The sequence below is a fragment of the Pseudorhizobium marinum genome (assembly GCF_000705355.1).
Classification (GTDB): domain Bacteria; phylum Pseudomonadota; class Alphaproteobacteria; order Rhizobiales; family Rhizobiaceae; genus Neorhizobium; species Neorhizobium pelagicum.
Map to the genome: position 1 here is coordinate 110,878 of NZ_JMQK01000001.1, position 22,490 is coordinate 133,367.

Here is a 22,490-nt window from a genome sequence, read left to right on the forward strand (position 1 = left end):
TTTCAGCGACAGGCCCGGAAGGGTAGGGTTATTGCAGCGGGATGACGTCGACGCCCTGTTCGATCTTCTGGCTTCCAGACCCCTTCAGGACACCGACCACCGGGGCGATGTCGGCATAGTCGCGGCCACAGGCGACGACAATGTGATCGGTGCCGGCCGGGATGTTGTTGGTGGGGTCGAGCTCGATGTAGCCGACGTCGTCGCCGCACCAGACGCGCACCCAGGCGTGCATGGCGTCGGCGCCCTCCAGCCGCTCCTTGCCCGGCGGCGGAATGGTGCGAATGAAGCCGCTGACGTAGCCGGCGGGAATGCCGAGGCTGCGCAGCGCGACGATCATCACATGGGCAAAATCCTGGCAGACGCCCCGCTTCAGCCGGAAGGCCTGCTGCGGCGTGGTGTCGACGTGGGTGGCGTTTCCGTCATAGGAAAACTCGTGATAGATCCGCTCGCAGAGGGCAGTCGCGATGTCCCGGACCGTCTCGTCCGGCCGCGCGAAGTCCTTGGCGAAATCGGCGATTTCCGAGGTGTCGGGAGCTCGGGGGCTCGGACCTGCAAGATGATGGGGCGAGGCGGCCCCGAGCGACCAGAGCGCTGCCAGTTCCTGCGGCAGACGCTTCAGCAGGGTGGATGTGCCGGTGACGGGACGATCCTCGACGCTCACCCGCGCCTGCATGCGGATGTCGAGGCGTCGATGCGGCGCGCGCAGCATCACCGATGTGGTCGGCTGCCCGAAGAAATCGGCGAAGGTGTTGCGTTCCTCGGGCGATGGCGTGAAGTCCAGCGAGCCCGCGATCAGCTCCTGGCGGCCGGGGATGGCGAGCGGCATCAGCCGGATCACATGCCGGGCGTTGGAGGCCGGGGCATCATAGGCGTAGAGCATGTGGAGCGAGATGTCGTAGAGCATGTGGTTTACGCCAGATACGTGCGGGCGAGCGTTTCGGACAGATGCCCCAGATCCCGCTCGAGCTTCAGGTAGACCGCCGGGGTCATATCCTCGGCGGTCATGACGACGAGGCCGGACTGGAGCCGCATGACCTCGCGAAACAGTGGCGACATCTGCCCGTCCGCATAGGCATTCGGCAGTTGCTCTACCTCGGTGCGCAGTTCGTTCAGCTGGAACAGGATGGAGCGCGGGTTCATCGGGTCGAGCGCCAGCAGGTCGGTCACCGTCAGCCGGGTCGTGTTGACGTTGTAGCGGCGGCGATGGGTCATGACGTTGTCGCCGATCTCCAGCAGCATGTCGAAGGCGCCATCGGGGGGCTCGCGCCCGGACATGTGACCGAGCAGCCGCGTCATGTGCAGGGCGCGCTCGATGTAGCGACCGATCGACAGGAAGCGCCAGCCGGTGAAGCGGTACATGTTCTCGTGGACGAGGCCCGCAAAGCCCGCAAGCTTGCGCAGGAGGACGGTCATGGCATGGGCGGCGTCATCTCCGGGATTGACGGTGTCGTGAAAGCGGCGGGCGGTCTTGGCGAGATCGTTCAGCGCCAGCCAGCCATCGGGGGAAAAGCGGTCGCGGATGTTGCCGGCCGCATAGGTGGCGCTTTCGATGCTGCGCAGCAGCGGCGCGGGAATGCCGGCGGCCGGGTCCATGCCGACGCCTTCATGGAGATAGCGCGCGACATCGGCCAGTAGCGGCTGGTTGGGATCGGCGGCCTCGGCGTAGCGCTGGTGCCAGGCGCGGGTGATGCGCAGGGCGCCCTCGGCCCGTTCCGTGTAGCGGCCGAGCCAGAACAGGTTGTCGGCGGCACGGCTCGGCAGGCTGCCGGCCGCCGCGCGGGCGAAGGTCCCCTCCGGCGACAGCAGCGTCGGCGTTGCCACCGGCTGCTGGCTGACGACCCAGACGTCGGCGGCGGTTCCGCCCGCCTGCATGGCGATTGCCGCCACGTCGTCTCCCGCGCCGATCCGGGCAAAGCCGCCGGGCATGATCTGCCAGCCGCTTTCGGTACGGGCTGCGAAGACGCGCAGCGACATGGGCCGGGGCACCAGCTTTCCATCGACATAGGCCGGCGTCGTCGACAGCGTCACGACCTCCTGGCCGACGAGTTTGGCGCCGTCGCTGGCAAGCCATGTGCTGATCGAGTCGCGGGCGGAATCGCGCAGCGACAGGCCGAGCACGGACTGGCTGTCGTCGTCGAAGAAGGGGCGGGTGGAGAAGGCCGGTCCGATGACCATGCGCTCGATGTTGCGCGTCACATGCTCGCGCTCGGCGCCCTGGCCGCACCACCAGGTGGCGATCGAGGGCAGTTTCAGCTTCTCGCCGAGCAGGTGTCGCGCGATGGCGGGCGTGAAGGCGAGGAGCGCGCGGGTTTCCAGAATGCCGGAGCCCAGGGCGTTGACGAGCGTGACGGAGCCGGACCGCAGTGCCTCGACCATGCCGGGCGTGCCGATGTGGGAGGTCTGGTCGAGCTCGAGGGGATCGGCATAGGAGGAGTCCAGGCGGCGCCAGAGCACGCCGAGCGGCTTCAGGCCGGCGACCGTGCGCACCATCAGCTGCCGGTCCACCACCGCCAGATCCTCGCCCTCCAGAAGCATGAAGCCGAGGTAGCGGGCGATATAGGCGTGCTCAAAATAGGTTTCGTTGGCAGGACCCGGGGTGAGGACGGCGATGCGGTCGTCCGGCGACTTCCGGCGTGCCTGCAGCGCGTCGCGGAAGCTGCCGAAGAAGGAGGCCAGCCGATGGACGTGCATCTCGGCGTAGATGTCGGAGAAGGAACGGGTCGTGGCGACGCGGTTTTCCAGCGCGAAACCGGCGCCCGAGGGCGCCTGGGTGCGGTCCGCCAGCACCCACCAGGTGCCGTCCGGGCCGCGGCCGATCTCGAAGGCGCAGAAGTGCAGGTAATGGCCGCCCGCCGGCCTGACGCCGACCAGCGGCCGCAGGAACTCCGGATTGGAGGCGATCAGGGCCGGCGGCACGAAGCCTTCCGTCACCAGCCGGTTCTCGCCGTAAATGTCGGCCAGGACCGCTTCCATCAGATCGGCGCGCTGGACGAGGCCTTCGGAGACCTCCGCCCACTCCTTCTCGTCGATCAGCACCGGAATATGGGAGAGCGGCCAGCTGCGCTCTGCGGTTTCCCCGGATGCATAGGATCGGTAAAAGACGCCGGCGTCGCGCAGATAGCGGGAGGCGCGGGAAAAACGTTCCTGCAGCTCGCCGTCGGGCATGCCCCGCAAGGCTGCAACGAACTGCTGCCAGACCGGACGGATGTTGCCGTCGGCGTCCACCATCTCGTCGGCGATGCCGGGGAGGGCGCTGTAGCCCAGGAGCGGATCGACGCCGCCCGGTGCTGCCTGCCCGAGGTTCGCTGCCGGTGCCTTTGCCATATCCTCTTTCAGCTCCTTGCTGCCGGCGCAGAATGAACGCGTCGGAGTGTGTGCAATGCAGAAGGGGAAAGCAAGGTGGCGCCGGCACATTCGCCCGGCAATCGGCAGTCAGCCGGAAGCGACGGCGTCAGGCGTCTTGGGGAAGGCCGGCTGCCGCAGGGGCGCCGGCCTTCAAACCCGGTGTTGCCGGATCAGCTGCGGCCGAACTCATCGACGATGCGGATGATGTCGTCCTCGCCGAGATAGGAACCGGTCTGCACCTCGATCATCTCCAGGAGGATCTTGCCGGGGTTGGCCAGGCGATGGACCTCGCCCTGCGGGATGTAGACGGATTCGTTTTCGCGCACCGTCTTCACCTCGTCGCCGACGGTCACTTCGGCGGTGCCCTTGACGCAGATCCAGTGCTCGGAGCGATGATGGTGCTTCTGCAGCGAGAGCTTCTTGCCGGGCAGCACGAAGAGACGCTTCACCTGGAAGCGGTCGCCGTTCAGCACCGAGGTGTAGCCGCCCCAGGGGCGGTAGGACGTGGGATGCGTCTTCGTCAGCGCCGAGGTCGCCTTGCCCGCAGCAAGCAGTTTGACCAGCTGGCCGACGTTCTGGCTGTCTTCCAGGCGGCCGATGTAGACGGCGTCTTCGCTGGCGATCACCGCGACATTGTCCAGGCCCTGGACCGCCAGATGGCTGGTGCGCGACATCACCAGCGAGTTGCGGGTGTCGATAAGCGTGGCATTGCCGGAGACGACGTTGCCGGCCTCGTCGCGGGTGCCGAGCTTCCACACGGCGTCCCAGCTGCCGAGGTCGGACCAGGTGAAGGAGGCGGGAACGACCGCGGCCTTCTTCGTCTTTTCCATGATCGCGTAGTCGATGGAGATGTCCGGGCTTCTGGCGAAGGCGCCGGCGTCGAGGCGGACGAAGTCGAGATCGGCGACCGCCTTGTCGACCGATTCGCGCGCTGCCGCGGCGACGTCAGGCGCAAATGTCTCCATCTCGCTCAGCACCTGGCTCGCCACGAACATGAAGATGCCGGAGTTCCAGTAGAAGCCACCGGCGGCCAGCATGCGCTCGGCTTCGGCCAGGACCGGCTTCTCGACGAAGCGCTTGACGGCGTGGGCGCCGGTCGGAAGGGCGTCGCCGCTCTCGATGTAGCCGTAGCCGGTGGCGGGCTCCGATGGGTTGATGCCGAAGGTGACGAGCTTTCCGGCAAGGGCAGTCTCGCGGGCGATCCGGATCGCGTCGAAGTAGCGCTCGTCTGCAACGATCTCATGGTCGGAGGCGAGAACCTGCAGGATCGCGTCCTCACCGGCGCGATCGGCCACGAAGGCTGCCGCTGCCGCAACCGCTGCCGCGGTGTTGCGCGCCATGGGCTCCAGCAGCGTGGCCGCCAGCGTGATGCCGAGCTCGCGTGCCTGCTCGGCGACGAGGAAGCGGAAGTCTTCATTGGTAACGACAACCGGCGGTTCGTAGAGATCCGGGTTGGAGACGCGCGACAGTGTCGCCTGGAACAGCGTCTGGTCGCCGACGAACTGGATGAACTGCTTCGGCGCACTTGCCCGTGACAGGGGCCACAGACGCGTGCCCTTGCCGCCCGCCATGATCACGGGAGTAATCTTCTGAACCATATCCGTCCGCCCCTGAAAAACGCTTGTCGATCGACCAATTTGCCGCCTTCGCAACCCTATAGCGGCTCATTTCAACAGCGAGAAGTCAGACGATGAAAATCTAGAAAAATCAAGTGGGGAGGAAGGCGCTGGAAGTCGATTCCGACAGTCGGCGCAATTATACTCCGTGATCAGAAATCAAAGAAAGTCGCATTCCATGAATACTTCATCTGTCGATGATACGTCTTCTGCCGTCCGCTGTGTCGTCTGCGGAAAGTCTTATCCGGCCCGAAAAATGCACAAGGTGGAGGATCTGAAGCCTTCGCTCCGGGCGATGATCGCCGAGGATGTAAGCGGGATCACGGATCCAATGATCTGCGATGACGATCTTGCGCGCTGCCGGCGCAGTTATGTGGAGAAGCTTCTGAACGACGAGCGGGGAGAGCTTTCCGAACTCGACCGCCGGGTGCTCGACAGCATCGAGAAGGGGGCCTCGACGGTGCAGTCGAGCGCCGAGCTGGCGCTGGAGCCGTCGCGATCCTTCGGCGAACGGGCGGCCGATGCGGTCGCCTCCTTCGGTGGCTCCTGGAGCTTCATCGGCACGTTCGGCGTCGTCCTTATCCTCTGGATGCTCGTCAATGCGTCCGGGATGCTGTCCACGGCGTTCGATCCCTATCCGTTCATCCTGCTCAATCTCGTGCTTTCCTGCATCGCCGCCCTGCAGGCGCCGATCATCATGATGAGCCAGAAGCGGCAGGAATATAAGGACCGGCAACGGGCCGAAAGCGACTATATGGTCAACCTTCGGGCGGAACTGGAGATCCGCCAGCTGCACGAAAAGATCGACCACCAGATGGCGCGCCAGTGGAACCGGCTGGCCGAGCTGCAGCAGATCCAGATCGAACTTCTGGAGCGTAACGGCGGATGGAGGGACGATGGCGGGAAATCATGAGGCGGCGCGAACCGGCCGAAGAGCTGCCCAGACATGAAAAAGGCTCCCTGCGGAGCCTCAACATCTTGATAAACAAGGGATCGGATGGTGGGCGTGACAGGGATTGAACCTGTGACCCCTACGATGTCAACGTAGTGCTCTCCCGCTGAGCTACACGCCCATCCGACGACGGCGCATAGACCACAAGGTCGCGGGGTCGTCAACTGGTTTTGCGGCCGAATGCGAAGCTTTTTTGAACAGCTCCGCGTCCGGCCCTTGTGGGTCAGGCGGCGGCGAGCATCTTGTTGACCTCATTGACGAGATCACGCAGGTGGAAGGGCTTGGAAAGCACCTTGGCGTCCTTGGGAGCCTTCGAATCAGCGTTGAGGGCAACGGCCGCAAAACCGGTAATGAACATCACCTTGAGGTCGGGATCGAGTTCGGTGGCGCGGCGTGCGAGTTCGATGCCGTCCATCTCGGGCATGACGATATCGGTCAAGAGCAGCGAGAAGGGCTCTTCGCGCAGCCGATCGTAGGCGCTGGCGCCGTTGTCGAAGGACGAGACCTGATAGCCCGCCTTTTCCAGCGCCTTCACCAGAAATCGGCGCATGTCGTTGTCATCTTCAGCGAGAAGAATTTTTTGTATCATCCGGGGTCGTCATCCATCACGAGAAATTTCAAGCGTCCAGCCTAGCCAAAATGCGTTAAGGGCCCATTTAATGGCGGCGGACGCAGATCCTTATAACACACAGATAGTATGGACTTCACCATGGGCAACTGGCAACATGCCGCTTATGGAAGTTCGTGACATGGTAAAGGCTAGATGGATTGCGTGACGGGCGATTTCGAGCACTTCGAGATAAGGGAACCGACCGCTCACACCATCCCATTCGTCTACAATTCGCCCCATAGCGGCAACCGGTACCCACCCTCATTTCTCAATGATGCACGGCTTGATTCGGTCGCCATACGGCGCTCTGCCGATCATTATGTGGACGAGCTCTTCGCCGCGGCGCCGGAGCTCGGCGCGCCGCTTCTGGCGGCCCATTTCCCGCGCGCCTATCTCGACGTCAACCGCGAGCCCTACGAACTGGATCCGAAGATGTTCGACGGGGCCTTGCCGCCCTTTGCCAACATCAATTCGCTGCGGGTGGCCGGCGGGCTCGGCACCATTCCCCGGATTGTCGCGGAGAACATGGAGATCTACCGGCGGCGGCTCAGTGTCGAGGAGGGGCTGTCGCGCATCGACGCGCTCTACAAGCCCTACCACGCCGCTTTGCGCAGGCTGATTGCCCGCACGCATACGCGCTTCGGTTTCAGCATCCTGATCGACTGCCATTCGATGCCCGGCAACATCCGGATCGCCGGATCGGAGATCCGGCCGGACTTCATCATCGGCGACCGATTCGGCACGAGTGCTTCGGCGGATCTGTCGCGCGCGGCCATCAGCTTCCTCACCGACCTCGGCTTCTCGGCGGCGCGCAACAAGCCCTATGCGGGCGGCTTCATTACCGAGCATTATGGACGGCCGGTGCGGGGTCTGCATGCACTGCAGATCGAGATCAACCGGGCGCTCTATGTGGACGAGGTGACGCTCGAGAAGCGGCCGGAGTTCGAGGCCGTTGCCGGCGCGCTGTCCTGCTTCATGCGGCTGATGGCGGAATTTGCCGATGAATTCGGCAGCACCACCGCGCTGGCGGCGGAATGACCTCTCGAATCACCCGCAACGTTTCGGCTTTCCCTCGGGCAAAAAAAACCGCGCCGAAGCGCGGCTAGTCTAGGGAGGAAACACCCAAGGAGGGCATTACAGTCAAAGACTGCACTGTCACGCTACTTTCACATTGCACAAACGTCAAGCATGGTCCTCCGCTGGCTAAATATTGAACAGTTGTGTTGCATCTCTCCCACATTGCCTCGTGAGCCGGCTGAGTGCCCCGAGGTTTCCATTCCGAGGTTTCCATGCTTCCCGATCGCGCCTTCTTCAACACACTCGCCGATGCCGCAAAGGCGGAGACACTGCCGCGGTTTCGCACCGGCGCCTCCATCACCAACAAGCTGGCAGGCGGCTTCGATCCGGTCACGGAGGGCGACCGTGCAGCCGAGAGCGCCATCCGGGCGCTGATCGAGGCGCGGTTTCCGGGGCACGGCATTCTCGGCGAAGAACACGACGACATCGGTCTCGACCGCGAGCACATCTGGGTCATCGATCCGATCGACGGTACGCGCGCCTTCATCTCGGGCGTGCCGATGTGGGGAACGCTGATCGGCTTCCAGAGCGGCGGCCGGTCGGTCATGGGAATGATGGACCAGCCATTTACCGGAGAGCGCTATTTCGCCGACGGCGAGCGCGCCTGGTACAGCGGTCCGGACGGGAAGCGGCAGATTGCGACGCGGGCCTGCAAGGATCTTTCCGACGCGATCCTCTTCACCACCTCGCCGCACATCTTCCTCGAAGAGGAGGCGGAGCGTTATCATGCGGTTGAGCGGCACGTGCGGCTCTTCCGCTACGGGACGGACTGCTACGCCTATGCGCTTCTCGCTGCCGGGCATGTGGATCTGGTGATCGAAAGCAGTCTCAAGCCCTACGACGTCGGGGCGCTGATCCCGCTGATCGAACAGGCGGGCGGCATCATCACCACCTGGGACGGCGGGAGACCCGAATCAGGCGGCAACATCGTTGCTGCCGGCACGGCCGAACTGCATGCGCAGGCGATCAGCATCCTGGGCAATAGCTGACGGTCAGGCTGCGCTTTCCGAAAGGTCCATGCCGCCGTCGAGACCGGGCATGAAGGCCTCGATGGCGGCCAGTGCCTGCGCACGGTAGATATCGCGTTCCTGGAAGAGCTCGTGGCGGGCGCCGTTGATCGTCACCAGCTGGCCGGCGCGGAAGTTGCGCGACAGCTCTTCCTGCGCGGCATAGGGGATCACGCCGTCGAGAACCGGCGCCAGGATCAGCGTCGGGATGTGGATGCGCGTCAGGTGGTCCTGAGTAGATACACGTGTGGCCGCCCGCAGCGTCTCGTGCAGCCAGCGGAAGGTGGGCGCCCCGACCGTCAGCTCCGGATGCGCCGCGATGATGTTGGCGTTGCGGGCGAAGCGTTCAGCCGAGGATGTCAGGGGATTGCCGGCGAAGGGGCGGGCGCTGCGGTCGCCGCCGGTGGACACTCGACCGAAGCCGGTCCAACTGGCAACCGCCGCAAGTGGGCGGATGATCCCGGTCGGGAGCCGTTCATGGCGCAGCCCGACGTAAGGGGCGGCGAGCGCCATGCGGCTGACGCGGTTGGCCAGCCGTGGCGCGGCCGACAGCGCGACGAGCGCGCCGGTGGAATGGGCGACGAGGAAGAAGGGCAGGCGGGTATCGGGCAGGACGATGTGCTCGAGGAAGATTTCCAGGTCGCGCTCGTAGTCGGGCAGGCGCCGGACATGGCCCTTGCGGCTGTTCTTCAGGAGGCGATCCGAGCCGCCCTGGCCGCGCAGGTCGAAGGTGGCGACCCAGAGACCCATGGCGTTGAGGTCGCGGATCGTCTCGAAATACTTCTCGATGAACTCGTTGCGGCCCTGGACCAGCACGACCGTCCCCCTGGCGGGCGAAATCTCCGACCGGAAGATCGCGTAGCGCAGGCGCGCGCCCTTGTGGCCGGTGAAGTAGCCTGCGGTGCAATTGGCGGGCGGCGGATTGTCCGGCGTGAGGTGAAGGATGTCGTCCATCGGTCCGAGAAGGGCAGGAGGGATTTTCTCCAGCGATAGGCCCTGGGGCTGCAAGGTCAAGGAAAAAAGCCGGAGCAGGGGGCCGATTGGCCCTCTGCTCCGGCAGTCTGACTGAAGAGAAGGGACGTGGCTCCAGTCAGCGACGGACTTGCGTCCGCCGGTGAGCGAGGGTTTATCCGCCGGGGCGTGAACCCCACCGGAACCGCGCATTCATGCGGTGTTCAGCAGCCTGTCAGGCGTGCGCGACCGCAGGTCTTGACGCGGAAAAATCCAGTTCCCATCTAATTCCTGCGGGCGCCAGAACGGGCCCGTTGACCGGCCGCCGCATCGCCGAACGGGGTGCGGACGGCCATCTGAAAAATCGCAACGTCGCTTCCCAGGAGGACACACATGCGTAACGTCGACTTCGCCCCCCTTTATCGCTCGACCGTCGGTTTCGACCGTCTCTTCAATCTTCTCGACACCCGCGGACAGCCGGAGCAGGCCCAGACCTATCCGCCCTACAACATCGAACGCACCGGCGATAACACCTACCGGATTACCATGGCCGTCGCCGGCTTCGACGAGCAGGAGCTCAGCATCGAAGCGCATGCCCATGTGCTGACGGTGAAGGGTGAAAAGAACGAGGAAGAGAGCGCCGGCGAGAGCGAATATCTCTACCGCGGCATCGCCAAGCGTGCCTTCGAGCGCCGCTTCCAGCTGGCCGACCACGTCGAGGTCCAGACCGCCTCGCTGAAGAACGGGCTGCTGCACATCGACCTTCTCCGGAACATCCCTGAAGCCATGAAGCCGCGCCGCATCGCGATCGCTGCCGAGGGCAACGACACGGCGAAGACCATCGAGGCGCAGGTCGCCCCGCAGCAGATCAACTAACGGTCTCGATTCTGCCCAGAGATCAGGCGGCTCCTCCTTGCGGAGGGGCCGCCTTTCGTTTGCGTGGCGCCTAGGCGATCGCGTCTAGGAAGGCGTCGACGTCTTCCGCGGTGGTCGCGAAGCTGGTGACGAGGCGGATCAGGGTTTCATCGTCGGAAACCGTATCCTGCATGTTGCTCGGCTGCAGCCAGTCGTAGAACTTCGCGCCCTTGTCAGCGGCGGCCTTCGCGGATGCTTTCGGGACGATGGCGAAGACCTCGTTCGATTGCGTCGGCCATGCCTGGCGGGCGCTGTTGGAGGCGCGCAGGCCCTCGCGCAGGCGGTCGGCCATGGCGTTGGCATGGGCGGCGAGTTCCAGCCACAGGCCATCCTTCAGGTAGGCATCGAACTGGGCGGCGATGAAGCGGGACTTGGAAAAGAGCTGCGCCGTCCGCTTGCGGATGAAGGGCAGTTCTTTCGCCATGGCCGGATCGAAGAAGACGATCGCCTCGGCGCACCAGCAGCCGTTCTTGGTGCCGCCGAAGGAGAGGATGTCGACGCCGCGTTGCCACGTCATGTCCGCCGGCGTCGTGTCGAGCCCGATCAGGGCATTGGCGAAGCGGGCGCCATCCATGTGCAGCGGCAGGCTTCCGGCCTTGGCAATGCTGGAAATGGCCTTGATCTCGTCGAGGCTGTAGATGCTGCCGACCTCGGTTGCCTGGGTCAGGGTGATGGCCGCGGCACGGCCGTGATGGACCGCGTCCTGGGGGTAGCGCGCCATCCGGGCCTTCAGGTTGAGGGGGTTCATCTTTCCCTCGCCGCCGTCCACTGGTATCATGCGCATGCCGCTGAAGAAGTCGGGAGCGCCACATTCGTCTTCGATGACGTGCGCTTCGGTATGGGCGAAGACGACGCCCCCCGGCCGTTCGACGCTGGCAAGCGCCAGCGAGTTTGCCGCCGTACCGGTGGCGACGAAGAAGACGGCGACTTCACGCTCGAAGAGGTCGTTGAAGCGCTGCTCAATGGAGCGGTCGAGTTCGCTCGTTCCATAGGCAGCCGCAAATCGGGTCGACTCACGCATGAGCCGCTCGTTGATGGCGGGATGGGCACCGGCCCAGTTGTCTGACGCGAAGAACATGGATGCTTCCTTAGGCTTGGGAGAGAGGCGACCTTAGTGGTTTTGCCTTCAGGATCAATCCGGGGCTCGCGATGTTGGGTGGTGAGCAAGAAGCGGGCAGCGCCAGCGCGCGATCCGGACATAAAATGTCTGCTCAAGCGACATGGGCGGCAATCTTCTGTCGGCGTTGACTTGCAAGGTGTTAACGCGGCCCCTTGCGGCGGGGTGAGAACTATGCGATAGAAAACGCAGGAATAGGTCATATATGTTGTCCTATTTTGCTCGATAACGCGTTTAATCCGCCGTGCCGTTCCGAACAGGGAAGGCAGAGGCGGTGTCCGCGCGGCGGGTATCGAGCCAACCGATTGCCAACCACCTTGTCCTGCGGGACCAAAGGAGGAAAGACGATGACGAAGACTGTCGAGACGCATGCTGCCGGCATCCTGGATGACGCGAGCAAGACTGCGGAAACGCGCCCAGCCTTCGTGGCGTCCGGCCTGCCGGCGGCGCAGGGGCTTTATGATCCGCGCAACGAGCACGATGCCTGCGGCGTCGGCTTCATCGCCCACATGAAGGGCCAGAAGTCGCACCAGATCGTCAAGGACGGCCTCTTCATCCTCGAGAACCTGACCCATCGCGGCGCCGTCGGTGCCGATCCGCTGATGGGCGACGGCGCGGGCCTGCTGGTGCAGATCCCGGACCGCTTCTTCCGCGAGGAGATGGCGAAGCAGGGCGTGACGCTGCCGAAGGCCGGGGAATATGCCGCCGGCCACATCTTCATGCCGCGCGACCCGGCGCAGATCGAGCATTTCAAGAAGGTGATCGTCGAGGTGATCGCGGAGGAGGGACAGCAGTTCCTCGGCTTCCGCGACGTGCCGGTCGACAATTCGTCGCTGTCGAAGGCGCCCGAGATTGCCGCCACCGAGCCGCATCACGTGCAGGTCTTCATCGGCGCGGGACGCGACGCTGCGACCAACCATGATTTCGAGCGCAAGCTGTTTACCCTGCGCAAGGTGATCTCGAACCGCATCTACGACGCCTTCGGCGGCCAGGAGACCGGCTTCTATCCCGTGTCGCTGTCGTCCTCGACGATCGTCTACAAGGGCATGTTCCTCGCCTATCAGGTCGGCGCCTACTACAAGGACCTGTCCGATCCGCGGTTTGAATCGGCGGTCGCGCTGGTACACCAGCGCTTCTCCACCAATACCTTCCCGTCCTGGAAGCTCGCCCACCCGTACCGGATGGTCGCCCATAACGGCGAGATCAACACGCTGCGCGGCAACGTCAACTGGATGGCTGCACGCCAGGCGTCGGTGTCTTCGCCGCTCTTCGGCGAGGACATTTCCAAGCTCTGGCCGATTTCCTACGAGGGCCAGTCGGACACCGCCTGCTTCGACAACGCGCTCGAATTCCTGACGCGCGGCGGCTATTCGCTGGCGCATGCGGTGATGATGTTGATCCCGGAGGCCTGGGCCGGCAACCAGTCGATGTCGCCTGAGCGCAAGGCATTCTACGAATACCACGCGGCCCTGATGGAGCCGTGGGACGGCCCGGCGGCTGTCGCCTTCACCGACGGCAAGCAGATCGGCGCGACGCTCGACCGCAACGGCCTGCGCCCGGCCCGCTACGTCGTGACCTCGGACGACCGCGTCATCATGGCCTCGGAAGCCGGCGTGCTGCCCGTGCCGGAAGAGACGATCATCAAGAAGTGGCGCCTGCAGCCGGGCAAGATGCTGCTGATCGACATGGAAAAGGGCCGCATCGTCTCCGACGAGGAGGTCAAGCGCGAGCTGGCCACCAAGCATCCCTACCGCAGGTGGCTCAACAACACGCAGCTGATCCTGGAAGAGCTGAAGCCGGTGGAGCCGCGGGCGCTGCGCCGCGACGTGTCGCTGCTCGACCGCCAGCAGGCCTTCGGCTACACCTCGGAAGATACCCGCATCCTGATGTCGCCGATGGCCACCACCGGCCAGGAGGCAATCGGTTCGATGGGCACGGACACGCCGATTTCGGCGATGTCGATGAAGTCGAAGCTGCTCTACACCTATTTCAAGCAGAATTTCGCGCAGGTGACCAACCCGCCGATCGATCCGATCCGCGAAGAACTGGTGATGAGCCTCGTCTCCTTCATCGGACCGCGGCCGAACATCCTCGACCACGAGGGTGCTGCGCGGGCCAAGCGGCTGGAAGTGCGCCAGCCGATCCTGACGAACGGCGACCTGGAGAAGATCCGCTCCATCGGTCACACGGAGGACCTGTTCGACACCAAGACGCTCGACTTCACCTATGACATCGAGCGCGGTGCCGAAGGCATGCCGGAAATGCTCGATCGCCTCTGCGAGCGGGCGGAAGCAGCCGTCAAGGGCGGCTACAACATCATCGTGCTGTCCGACCGCCAGGTCGGGCCGGACCGCATCGCCATTCCGGCGCTGCTGGCGACGGCGGCCGTCCACCACCACCTGATCCGCAAGGGGCTTCGCACCTCCGTCGGCCTCGTCGTGGAGACGGGCGAGCCGCGCGAAATCCACCATTTCTGCTGTCTCGCCGGTTTCGGCGCGGAAGCCATCAACCCCTATCTCGCCTTCGATACGCTCATCGACATGCACACCCGTGGCGAGTTCCCGAAGGAAGTCGATGCCAGCGAGGTCGTGACCCGCTACATCAAGGCGGTCGGCAAGGGCATGCTGAAGGTCATGTCCAAGATGGGCATCTCGACCTACCAGTCCTATTGCGGCGCGCAGATCTTCGACGCCATCGGCCTGTCGACCGAGCTCGTCAACAAGTACTTCTTCGGCACGGCGACCACCATCGAGGGCGTCGGCCTGGCCGAGATCGCCCAGGAGACGGTGACACGTCACCGGGCCGCCTTCGGCAAGGATCCGGTGCTGGCCCGCACGCTCGACATCGGCGGCGAATATGCCTACCGCATCCGCGGCGAAAGCCATGCCTGGACGCCGGATGCGGTGGCCTCGCTGCAGCACGCCGTGCGCGGCAACAGCCAGGAGCGCTACCGCGAATTCTCGGCGATGGTCAACGAGACCGCGATCCGGATGAACACCATCCGCGGCCTGTTCAAGATCAAGTCGGCAGAGGATATCGGTCGCAAGCCGGTGTCTGTCGACGAGGTCGAGTCTGCGGTCGACATCGTCAAGCGCTTCTCGACGGGCGCCATGTCCTTCGGCTCGATCAGCCGCGAGGCGCATACGACGCTCGCCATCGCCATGAACCGGATCGGCGGCAAGTCGAACACCGGCGAGGGCGGCGAGGAGAGCGACCGCTACTTCCCGCTGCCGGACGGCTCGCAGAACCCCGAGCGTTCGGCCATCAAGCAGATCGCCTCGGGCCGCTTCGGCGTGACGACCGAATACCTGGTCAATGCCGACATGCTGCAGATCAAGGTGGCGCAGGGTGCCAAGCCCGGCGAGGGCGGCCAGCTGCCCGGCCACAAGGTGGATGCGACGGTTGCCAAGACCCGGCATTCGACGCCGGGCGTCGGCCTGATCTCGCCGCCGCCGCACCATGACATCTATTCGATCGAGGATCTGGCACAGCTGATCTACGACCTGAAGAACGTCAATCCGGAAGCGGATGTCTCGGTCAAGCTCGTCTCGGAAGTCGGCGTCGGCACGGTGGCCGCGGGCGTCGCCAAGGCGCGCGCCGATCACATCACGATCGCCGGCTTCGACGGCGGCACGGGTGCCTCGCCGCTGACGTCGCTGAAGCACGCCGGTTCCCCCTGGGAGATCGGCCTTGCGGAGACGCAGCAGACGCTGGTGCTGAACGGGCTGCGGTCGCGCATCGCGCTGCAGGTCGACGGCGGCCTGAAGACCGGCCGCGACGTCATCATCGGGGCGCTGCTCGGTGCCGACGAGTTCGGCTTCGCGACGGCCCCGCTGATTGCCGCCGGCTGCATCATGATGCGCAAGTGCCACCTCAACACCTGTCCGGTGGGCGTGGCGACGCAGGATCCGGTCCTGCGCAAGCGCTTCAAGGGTACGCCGGAGCATGTCATCAACTACTTCTTCTTCGTGGCGGAAGAAGTGCGCGAGATGCTGGCAGCCCTCGGCTACACCAGGCTCGATGACATCATCGGCATGTCGGAGCTTCTCTCCAAGGACGAGATGATCGCCCACTGGAAGTCCGAGGGTCTCGACTTCTCCAAGATCTTCCACAAGGTGGATGCACCGAAGGAAGCGACTTACTGGACCGAGCGGCAGAAGCACCCGATCGACGACGTCCTCGACCGCAAGCTGATCGAGAAGTCGATGCCGGCCCTGGAAAACAAGGAGCCGGTGGTCTTCGAAGTGCCGATCAAGAACGTCGACCGGTCCGCGGGCGCGATGCTCTCGGGTGCGCTGGCCAAGCGCTGGGGCCACAAGGGGCTGAAGGACGACACCATCCACGTGACGCTGCGCGGCACGGCCGGCCAGTCGTTCGGGGCCTTCCTTGCCCGCGGCATCACCTTCGATCTGGTGGGTGACGGCAACGACTACGTCGGCAAGGGCCTGTCGGGCGGCCGCATCATCGTGCGCCCGCCGGAAAACTCGAGGCTGAAGGCGGAAGAGGCGATCATCGTCGGCAATACCGTGCTCTACGGCGCCATCACCGGGGAATGCTACTTCCGCGGCGTGGCCGGCGAACGCTTTGCCGTGCGCAACTCCGGGGCGCTGGCCGTCGTCGAGGGCGTCGGCGACCATGGCTGCGAGTACATGACCGGCGGCATCGTCGTCGTGCTCGGCGAGACGGGCCGCAACTTCGCGGCCGGCATGTCGGGCGGCGTGGCCTATGTGCTCGACGAGATCGGCGATTTCGCCAAGCGCTGCAATATGGCGATGGTCGAGCTCGAGCCGGTTCCGGAAGAGGACGACATGCTGGAGAAACTGCACCACCACGGCGGCGACCTCATGCACAAGGGACGCGTCGACGTGTCCGAGGACATGACGCGCCACGACGAGGAGCGGCTCTACCAGATGATCTCCAACCATCTGCATTACACGGGTTCGGAGCGGGCCAAGGAGATCCTCGACCGCTGGACCGAATTCCGGCCGAAGTTCCGCAAGGTCATGCCGGTGGAATACCGGCGTGCGCTGGAGGAGATGGAGCGGATGCGCATGGGCGTTGCCGCGGAGTGAACCGCCTGCGCCTCATTCATCGGCTGCTTGCCGTGGGTATAGCGGTCGCCGTTCCGGCGGCTGCCTTCGTCGCAAGTGGTATTATCGGAATCGAATTGTTTGTACTGGGGGCGGCCTTGGGCTTCGCCTACTGGTACTGGGGGCCGACAGGCACCCTGCTTTAATAGGGGACGACACATGGGCAAGGTTACAGGTTTCATGGAAATCGACCGGCAGGTGATGAAATACCAGCCAGCGTCGGACCGTATCCGCCATTTCCGTGAATTCACCATTCCGATGTCGGATGCCGAGGTCACCAAGCAGGCGGCGCGCTGCATGGATTGCGGCATTCCCTATTGCCATGGGCCGACTGGCTGCCCGGTTCACAACCAGATTCCGGACTGGAACGACCTCGTCTACAGCGGCAAGTGGGAAGAGGCGATCCGCAACCTGCATTCGACCAACAACTTCCCCGAGTTCACCGGCCGCGTCTGCCCGGCCCCTTGCGAGGAAGCCTGCACGCTGAACCTCGAGGACTCGCCGGTCGCGATCAAGACGATCGAGCAGGCGATTGCCGACAAGGCCTATGAACTTGGCCTGGTCGGCCCGCAACCGGCGACGGAAAAGACCGGCCGCAAGGTCGCCGTCATCGGATCCGGTCCCGCCGGCCTGGCCGCGGCGCAGCAGCTTGGCCGCGCCGGCCACGACGTGCATGTCTACGAGCGCGAGAGCAAGCCCGGCGGGCTGCTGCGTTACGGCATCCCGGACTTCAAGCTGGAGAAGAACTTCATCGACCGCCGCGTCGAGCAGATGAAGGGCGAGGGCGTCACCTTCCATTGCGGCGTCAACGTCGGCGTCGACATGCCGGTCGAGCAGATGCTCGCCGAGCATGATGCGGTGCTCTACTGCGGCGGGTCGGAAACGCCTCGCGCCGCCGGCATTCCCGGCGTCGACCTGCAGGGCGTCCATGACGCCATGCCCTATCTGGTGCAGCAGAACCGTCGCGTCGGGCGCGAGAACATCGACAGCGTCGGCTGGCCGGCCGACCCGATCCTGGCGGGCGCCAAGCACGTGGTGGTCGTCGGTGGCGGCGACACGGCCTCCGACTGCGTCGGCACCGCCTTTCGCCAGGGGGCCGTCAAGGTCACCCAGCTCGACATCCGCCCGCAGCCGCCGGAGAAGGAAGACAAGCTCGCCGTCTGGCCGTTCTGGGCCACCAAGATGCGCACCTCGTCGAGCCAGGCCGAAGGCGCGATGCGCGAATTCCAAGTCGCGACGCTGGAGTTCGTTGGCGAGGACGGGCATCTGACCGGCGTACGCTGCTGCGAGGTCGACGACCGCCGCCAGCCGATCGCGGGGACCGACTTCATCATCAAGGCGGATCTCGCCTTCATCGCCATCGGCTTCTCCGGGCCGCTGCAGGAGGGTCCCCTCAGCGAGCTCGACGGCAAGCTGACGCTCAACGTCGACCGCCGCGGCTCGACCAACGTCGTTGCCAACGACCGCGACTACAAGACCTCGGTGGAGAAGTTCTGGGTGGCCGGCGATGTGCGTCGCGGCCAGTCGCTGGTGGTCTGGGCGATCCGCGAAGGCCGCCAGGCGGCGCGCGCCATCGACGAGGCGCTGATGGGCGCCTCGGTGCTGCCGGCCTGACGATACAAGGCTTAGGATGTGCCCTTTCCCATGATGGATGGGGGAGAGGGCACATCGTCATCATCGCTGTTTGACGTGCATGTGGAATCGGATCAAGCATGCCTCAATGTACATCCTGAAGCACGGTATCAAAAAAGATCCGGTAAGGCGCTGGGCGCTGCCTGATCGTATCTTCTTCGGCTATGGTGCATGTCACATCCTCGCCGGTGTGTTTCTACGGCAGCCGCCCTTGCCCGGCTTTTACGCTGAGCGGATCATTCCGGCCGAGGGGTTTTCCGGTGGACATGCATATGTCACGAACGGGATAATCACCTTCGACTTCCACGGGTACAGCAGCCGGGAAAACTTGCTAGCGCACCATTGCAAGGGCTGGGCCGGACGGAGTCCGGGTTGGCATTGTAGTCTAGAACGAGTGGATTTCGATCTGCTCGATACGGCTGCACTCAATCAACGCAAGATGCTTGGGCCGGACCAGTATCTTCAGGATGTACGTCCGAGAGCGCAGAACTTCATTGATCGCATCGACCACCATACGGCCGCGGAAAGAGCCTTCAAGACCGTGTTTTGGAAAGGCTGCCGGCCTGACGGCAGCACCATCGGTCACTGGGTTGATGGCAGAGCGTAGTCGTCGATCCGGCCCTTGGGCGCCGGCGGAAGTTCGCCGCGCCGGACGAGCATGTCGCGCGGTGTCTCGATGAGCTGAGCGGGCGGCGGGGCGCCGCCCAGGAGCACGCTGCCGCCATCCAGCTCCGGATCCGTCAGGCTGATCGGCTGAACGGGGACGGCAGCGCTCGGCGAAGGCGGCAGGATCTGCAGTTCCGGCAGGCTGCTGGCGTCGAGCGTCACCAGTTCGGGGCTTGCCATCTCGCCGAGGTGGCGACGGGCGTATTTCTCCACATAGAAGGCCAGCTTGCGCTTGCCGGCGGTGGTGAAATTGATGCCGTCGGAGCCGCGCAGGCGCGCCTGCTGGCCGTTCATGTCGGAACCGGTGACGATGAATTTGCCGTCCTCGTCGACGAAGCCATCCCAGATGTCGACGAATTCGCCGCCGATCTTGGCGATCTCGGAGCGATAGACACCGTTCAGCTTGACGGCGTCCCGCATCAGGGATGGTGACTGGAAGGACGGCAGGCCGACCCACAGCAGCGGTATCTTGCGGCTGGTGACGATCGTGCCGAAGTCGCGCACGCGCTTCTCGTATTCCTTGAACCAGGCGTCACTTGGGAAATCGACGCGCCCGCTGCCGGTCTGCATCTCCTGCCGGTCGTTGGCGCCGATCATGACCACCACAAGCGCCGGCTTGACCTCGTCGATGAGAGCGGGAAGCTGGCCGGGCCAGTTGTAGTAATCCTGGCGCACCAGACCGGAGGAGCCGTTGCTCCGCTCGGTGATGGCAACGCCTGGGGATTCTTCGAAGGCGGTCTTCAGCTCGTCTCCGAGGCCACCGGCAAGGAAGTCGCCCACCACGAGGATCTGACGGGCGTTCTCGAGCTTTGCGACCGGATCGGGTTTGGCGGGAGCGGCAGGCGCTGCCGGGCGGGGGGCGGAGGCGCGGGCCGTCGGCGCGCGATTGCGCCGCGGCTGCGACTGTTCGCGCTGCCGCTGACGCGGGCGCCGGGGTGCGACTTCCCGGACCGGAGGCGGCGGATCGATATAGCGCCGACCGCCGCCGAAGATCATGTCGAGGAGGTTGCGGCGCGGAAGGGGTTCCTGTGCGGCCGCCGGGGCCCACTGCAGGGGCCATGCCAGCAGCAGGGTGAGGATCATCACCGTGCACCGGCTGAATAAGCGTCCGCCGCCCATGGTCTGCAAAACCTTCATGCTTTTGCCGTGTGCTCTCGCCCCAAGCCGTTCAGAAGAGCGATTTGGGGCGAGAGACTGTTCTTGTCAACGAAGCGCCCGCAAAAGGTTGTGCGAGGGTTCGCCGTCCGCCGGCATGCCGAGCCTTTGCTGGATGGCCTGGACGGCGGCCTTGGAGCCTGAACCGAAGTTGCCGTCGATCTCGCCCTCGTAATAGCCGAGCTGCTTGAGCTTCGTCTGCAGCTCGAACTTTTCCACCATGTCGAGCGTGCCGTCCGGCCGCGGCCAGCGCTGCTGCATGCCGCCGTAGCCGGCGATCTGGTCCGCGAGCAGGCCAACGCCGAGGGCATAGCTGTCTGCGGCGTTATACCGCTTGGTGACGAAGAAGTTGCGCATCATCAGGAACGCCGGGCCATTGGCACCCGCCATCAGCTTCAGCTCCGCCCGGTCGCCCGGGCGCGGGAAGGGCTTGCCGTTCGGCCGCGAGAAGCCGAGAGCGGCCCACTGCGCAAGCGTCTTCGTCTGACCATCGTATTTGGCTGCTCCGCCCGGCAGGACGGCCTCATAGCCCCATGTCTTGCCGGTCTGCCAGCCGTTCTTGGCCAAGAGGTTGGCGGCGGTCGCCAGGGCATCGGGGATGGAATCCCAGATGTCGGCATTGCCGTTGCCGTCGGCGTCGACCTTGTAGAGAAGATAGCTCGACGGGATGAACTGCGTGTGGCCCATGGCGCCGGCCCAGGAGCCGGTGAGGTGATCCGGCGTGATTTCCCCCGACTGGAGGATCTTCAGGGCCGAGATCAACTGGGTGCGGGCGAATTTGCCCCGCTTGGGGTCGCCCCAGGCAAGCGTCGCCAGGGCCTGCGGCACATGGTGCAGGCGATCCCGCTTTTCCAGAACCGCGCCGTAGTTGGACTCCATCGACCAGATGGCCAGCAGGACGTGCTTGTCGACGCCGAAATGATTTTCCAGCGCGGACAGGGTGCGGCCGTGTTTCGACAGCATCTCCTGGCCGATCTTGACGGTATAGGGGTTCACGCGGGAATCCAGGTAGTCCCAGATCTGCGACTTGAACTCCGGCTGGTAGGCGGCCTTTTCGAGGACCCGCTTGTCGGGGCCGTCGACACCGGCGAAGGCCTTCTGGTAGGTCGAGCGGCTGATGCCACTTTTAGCGGCGGTGGCGTAGAAATCTGCAACCCAAGTCTTGAAACCCGTGTCGGCACGGGCATTTATCGGGTTGGTCGCGAGGGCTGCCCCTGCGATCAGGGCAAAGGCAAATCCGCGAAAGCGATTGATGGTGGATATTGTCATCGGCAGTCGTGTCCGTTGCTCTTAAAGTTCATACTTCACCGAGCATGGTGTCCGGCTTAACGAATGGATAATACATCAGAGTCAACAAACTCTTTACCATATCGAGGCAGGCGACGTCACCGGTTGTTAAACGGTAGCAAATCAGGGTTAAATAACCGCATTGTGATTGGCACCATGATGTGTGCTTCAGGAGGTGTGCGTGGCACAGACGAAAATTCGTAAGGCTGTATTTCCCGTTGCTGGACTTGGGACCCGGTTCCTGCCGGCAACGAAGGCGGTGCCGAAGGAAATGCTGACGGTGGTCGACAAGCCCGTCATCCAATACGTCGTCGACGAGGCGGCGGAAGCGGGGATCGAGCACTTCGTGTTCGTCACCGGACGCGGCAAGGGCGTCATCGAGGACTATTTCGATATCCAGTTCGAGCTGGAGCAGATGCTGCGCGAGCGCAACAAGAACGCCGAGCTCAGCCTGCTGGCGGACCTCCTGCCGACAGCCGGCACGGCGAGCTTCACGCGCCAGCAGGTGCCGCTGGGTCTTGGCCACGCGATCTGGTGTGCCCGCGACATAGTCGGCAACGAGCCCTTCGCCGTGCTCCTGCCCGACATGATCATGTCGTCGGAGAAGAGCTGCCTGAAGGGCATGATCGAGATCTACGAGGAAACCGGCGGAAACGTGTTGGCCGTCGAGGAATGCGACCCGGAGATGGCCCACAAGTACGGGATCGTCGGTGTCGGCGACAAGGTCGGCGAAGGCTTCAAGGTGACCGAGATGGTGGAGAAGCCGGCCAAGGGCACGGCGCCTTCCAACTTCTACATCAACGGCCGCTACATCCTGCAGCCGGAGATCTTCGGCATCCTGGAGACGCAGGAACGCGGAGCCGGCAACGAGATCCAGCTCACCGACGGCATGCTGGCGCTTGCCAAGCAACAGGAATTTGCCGCCTACCACTTCAAGGGCGAGACCTTCGACTGCGGCGCCAAGGACGGCTTCATCCTCGCCAACCTGGCTTTTGCCCTGCAGCGTGGCGACATTCGCCCCGCGATCGAAGGGCCGCTGCGGGAGATGGTCGCAAAGCTCAGCTGAGGTC

General features: G+C 64.3%; 16 protein-coding genes and 1 tRNA gene. 8 read left to right on the forward strand and 9 right to left on the reverse strand.

The genetic code is table 11. The features are described from left to right. Positions 1–28: 28 nt before the first annotated feature. From EO99_RS0100560 to EO99_RS0100570, 3 genes are all read right to left on the reverse strand, one after another. Positions 29–904: a transglutaminase family protein gene (locus tag EO99_RS0100560; RefSeq protein ID WP_029616705.1), complete on the reverse strand. Its 876-nt coding sequence runs from the start codon at positions 902–904 to the stop codon at positions 29–31. Positions 905–909: 5 nt separating this feature from the next. Further along, positions 910–3,324, reverse strand: a complete 2,415-nt coding sequence (locus EO99_RS0100565; protein WP_029616706.1) for a circularly permuted type 2 ATP-grasp protein — start codon at positions 3,322–3,324, stop codon at positions 910–912. Between the two features lie 191 nt (positions 3,325–3,515). Then, positions 3,516–4,943 carry a mannose-1-phosphate guanylyltransferase/mannose-6-phosphate isomerase gene (locus EO99_RS0100570; protein WP_029616707.1) on the reverse strand — a complete coding sequence of 476 codons (1,428 nt, stop codon included), beginning with the start codon at positions 4,941–4,943 and terminating at the stop codon, positions 3,516–3,518. A gap of 196 nt (positions 4,944–5,139) precedes the next feature. Here EO99_RS0100570 and EO99_RS0100575 point away from each other — a divergent pair, with 196 nt between their 5' ends. Then, positions 5,140–5,874, forward strand: coding sequence for a DUF1003 domain-containing protein (locus tag EO99_RS0100575; protein ID WP_029616708.1), 735 nt, complete (start codon positions 5,140–5,142; stop codon positions 5,872–5,874). Between the two features lie 85 nt (positions 5,875–5,959). On the opposite strand, the gene EO99_RS0100580 is transcribed toward EO99_RS0100575, so the two are convergent. Together EO99_RS0100580 and cpdR1 are read right to left on the reverse strand one after the other, a co-directional pair. Next, positions 5,960–6,034 (reverse strand) — tRNA-Val (locus tag EO99_RS0100580). 102 nt (positions 6,035–6,136) lie between these two features. After that, positions 6,137–6,502: a response regulator CpdR1 gene (cpdR1, locus tag EO99_RS0100585; RefSeq protein ID WP_029616709.1), complete on the reverse strand. Its 366-nt coding sequence runs from the start codon at positions 6,500–6,502 to the stop codon at positions 6,137–6,139. A gap of 174 nt (positions 6,503–6,676) precedes the next feature. On the opposite strand from cpdR1, the gene EO99_RS0100590 reads away from it, so the two are divergent. Next, a complete protein-coding gene (locus EO99_RS0100590; RefSeq protein WP_029616710.1) occupies positions 6,677–7,561 on the forward strand; it encodes an N-formylglutamate amidohydrolase in 885 nt (294 codons plus the stop codon). Positions 7,562–7,812: 251 nt separating this feature from the next. After that, positions 7,813–8,589, forward strand: a complete 777-nt coding sequence (hisN, locus tag EO99_RS0100595) for a histidinol-phosphatase (protein ID WP_029616711.1) — start codon at positions 7,813–7,815, stop codon at positions 8,587–8,589. A gap of 3 nt (positions 8,590–8,592) precedes the next feature. Here hisN and EO99_RS0100600 read toward each other — a convergent pair whose 3' ends face one another. Further along, positions 8,593–9,561 (reverse strand): alpha/beta fold hydrolase, encoded by a 969-nt coding sequence (locus EO99_RS0100600; protein WP_029616712.1) that lies wholly within the window; start codon positions 9,559–9,561, stop codon positions 8,593–8,595. Positions 9,562–9,951: 390 nt separating this feature from the next. Between EO99_RS0100600 and EO99_RS0100605 the strand changes: the two genes are divergently transcribed. Then, the gene (locus EO99_RS0100605; RefSeq protein ID WP_029616713.1) at positions 9,952–10,434 is read left to right on the forward strand and encodes an Hsp20 family protein; all 483 of its coding nucleotides are present in this window, start codon (positions 9,952–9,954) and stop codon (positions 10,432–10,434) included. Between the two features lie 70 nt (positions 10,435–10,504). On the opposite strand, the gene EO99_RS0100610 is transcribed toward EO99_RS0100605, so the two are convergent. Continuing rightward, the gene (locus EO99_RS0100610) at positions 10,505–11,551 is read right to left on the reverse strand and encodes a threonine aldolase family protein (RefSeq protein ID WP_029616714.1); all 1,047 of its coding nucleotides are present in this window, start codon (positions 11,549–11,551) and stop codon (positions 10,505–10,507) included. A 386-nt stretch (positions 11,552–11,937) separates the two neighbouring features. On the opposite strand from EO99_RS0100610, the gene gltB reads away from it, so the two are divergent. The 3 genes from gltB to EO99_RS0100630 all read left to right on the forward strand — a co-directional run bounded on the left by gltB (position 11,938) and on the right by EO99_RS0100630 (position 18,919). Beyond that, the gene (gene gltB, locus EO99_RS0100615; RefSeq protein ID WP_029616715.1) at positions 11,938–16,662 is read left to right on the forward strand and encodes a glutamate synthase large subunit; all 4,725 of its coding nucleotides are present in this window, start codon (positions 11,938–11,940) and stop codon (positions 16,660–16,662) included. Between the two features lie 177 nt (positions 16,663–16,839). After that, positions 16,840–18,294, forward strand: a complete 1,455-nt coding sequence (locus EO99_RS0100625; RefSeq protein WP_029616716.1) for a glutamate synthase subunit beta — start codon at positions 16,840–16,842, stop codon at positions 18,292–18,294. Positions 18,295–18,400: 106 nt separating this feature from the next. Then, positions 18,401–18,919 (forward strand): hypothetical protein, encoded by a 519-nt coding sequence (locus EO99_RS0100630; RefSeq protein WP_037110852.1) that lies wholly within the window; start codon positions 18,401–18,403, stop codon positions 18,917–18,919. Here the strand turns inward: EO99_RS0100630 and EO99_RS0100635 are convergent. Both EO99_RS0100635 and EO99_RS0100640 read right to left on the reverse strand, forming a co-directional pair. Continuing rightward, positions 18,895–20,115 (reverse strand): SGNH/GDSL hydrolase family protein, encoded by a 1,221-nt coding sequence (locus tag EO99_RS0100635; RefSeq protein WP_235776730.1) that lies wholly within the window; start codon positions 20,113–20,115, stop codon positions 18,895–18,897. The two genes, EO99_RS0100630 and EO99_RS0100635, sit on opposite strands and share 25 nt — an antisense overlap. A gap of 66 nt (positions 20,116–20,181) precedes the next feature. Beyond that, positions 20,182–21,402: a lytic murein transglycosylase gene (locus tag EO99_RS0100640; protein WP_029616719.1), complete on the reverse strand. Its 1,221-nt coding sequence runs from the start codon at positions 21,400–21,402 to the stop codon at positions 20,182–20,184. A 199-nt stretch (positions 21,403–21,601) separates the two neighbouring features. Between EO99_RS0100640 and galU the strand changes: the two genes are divergently transcribed. Further along, positions 21,602–22,486 (forward strand): UTP--glucose-1-phosphate uridylyltransferase GalU, encoded by an 885-nt coding sequence (gene galU, locus EO99_RS0100645; RefSeq protein WP_029616720.1) that lies wholly within the window; start codon positions 21,602–21,604, stop codon positions 22,484–22,486. Positions 22,487–22,490 lie beyond the last annotated feature (4 nt).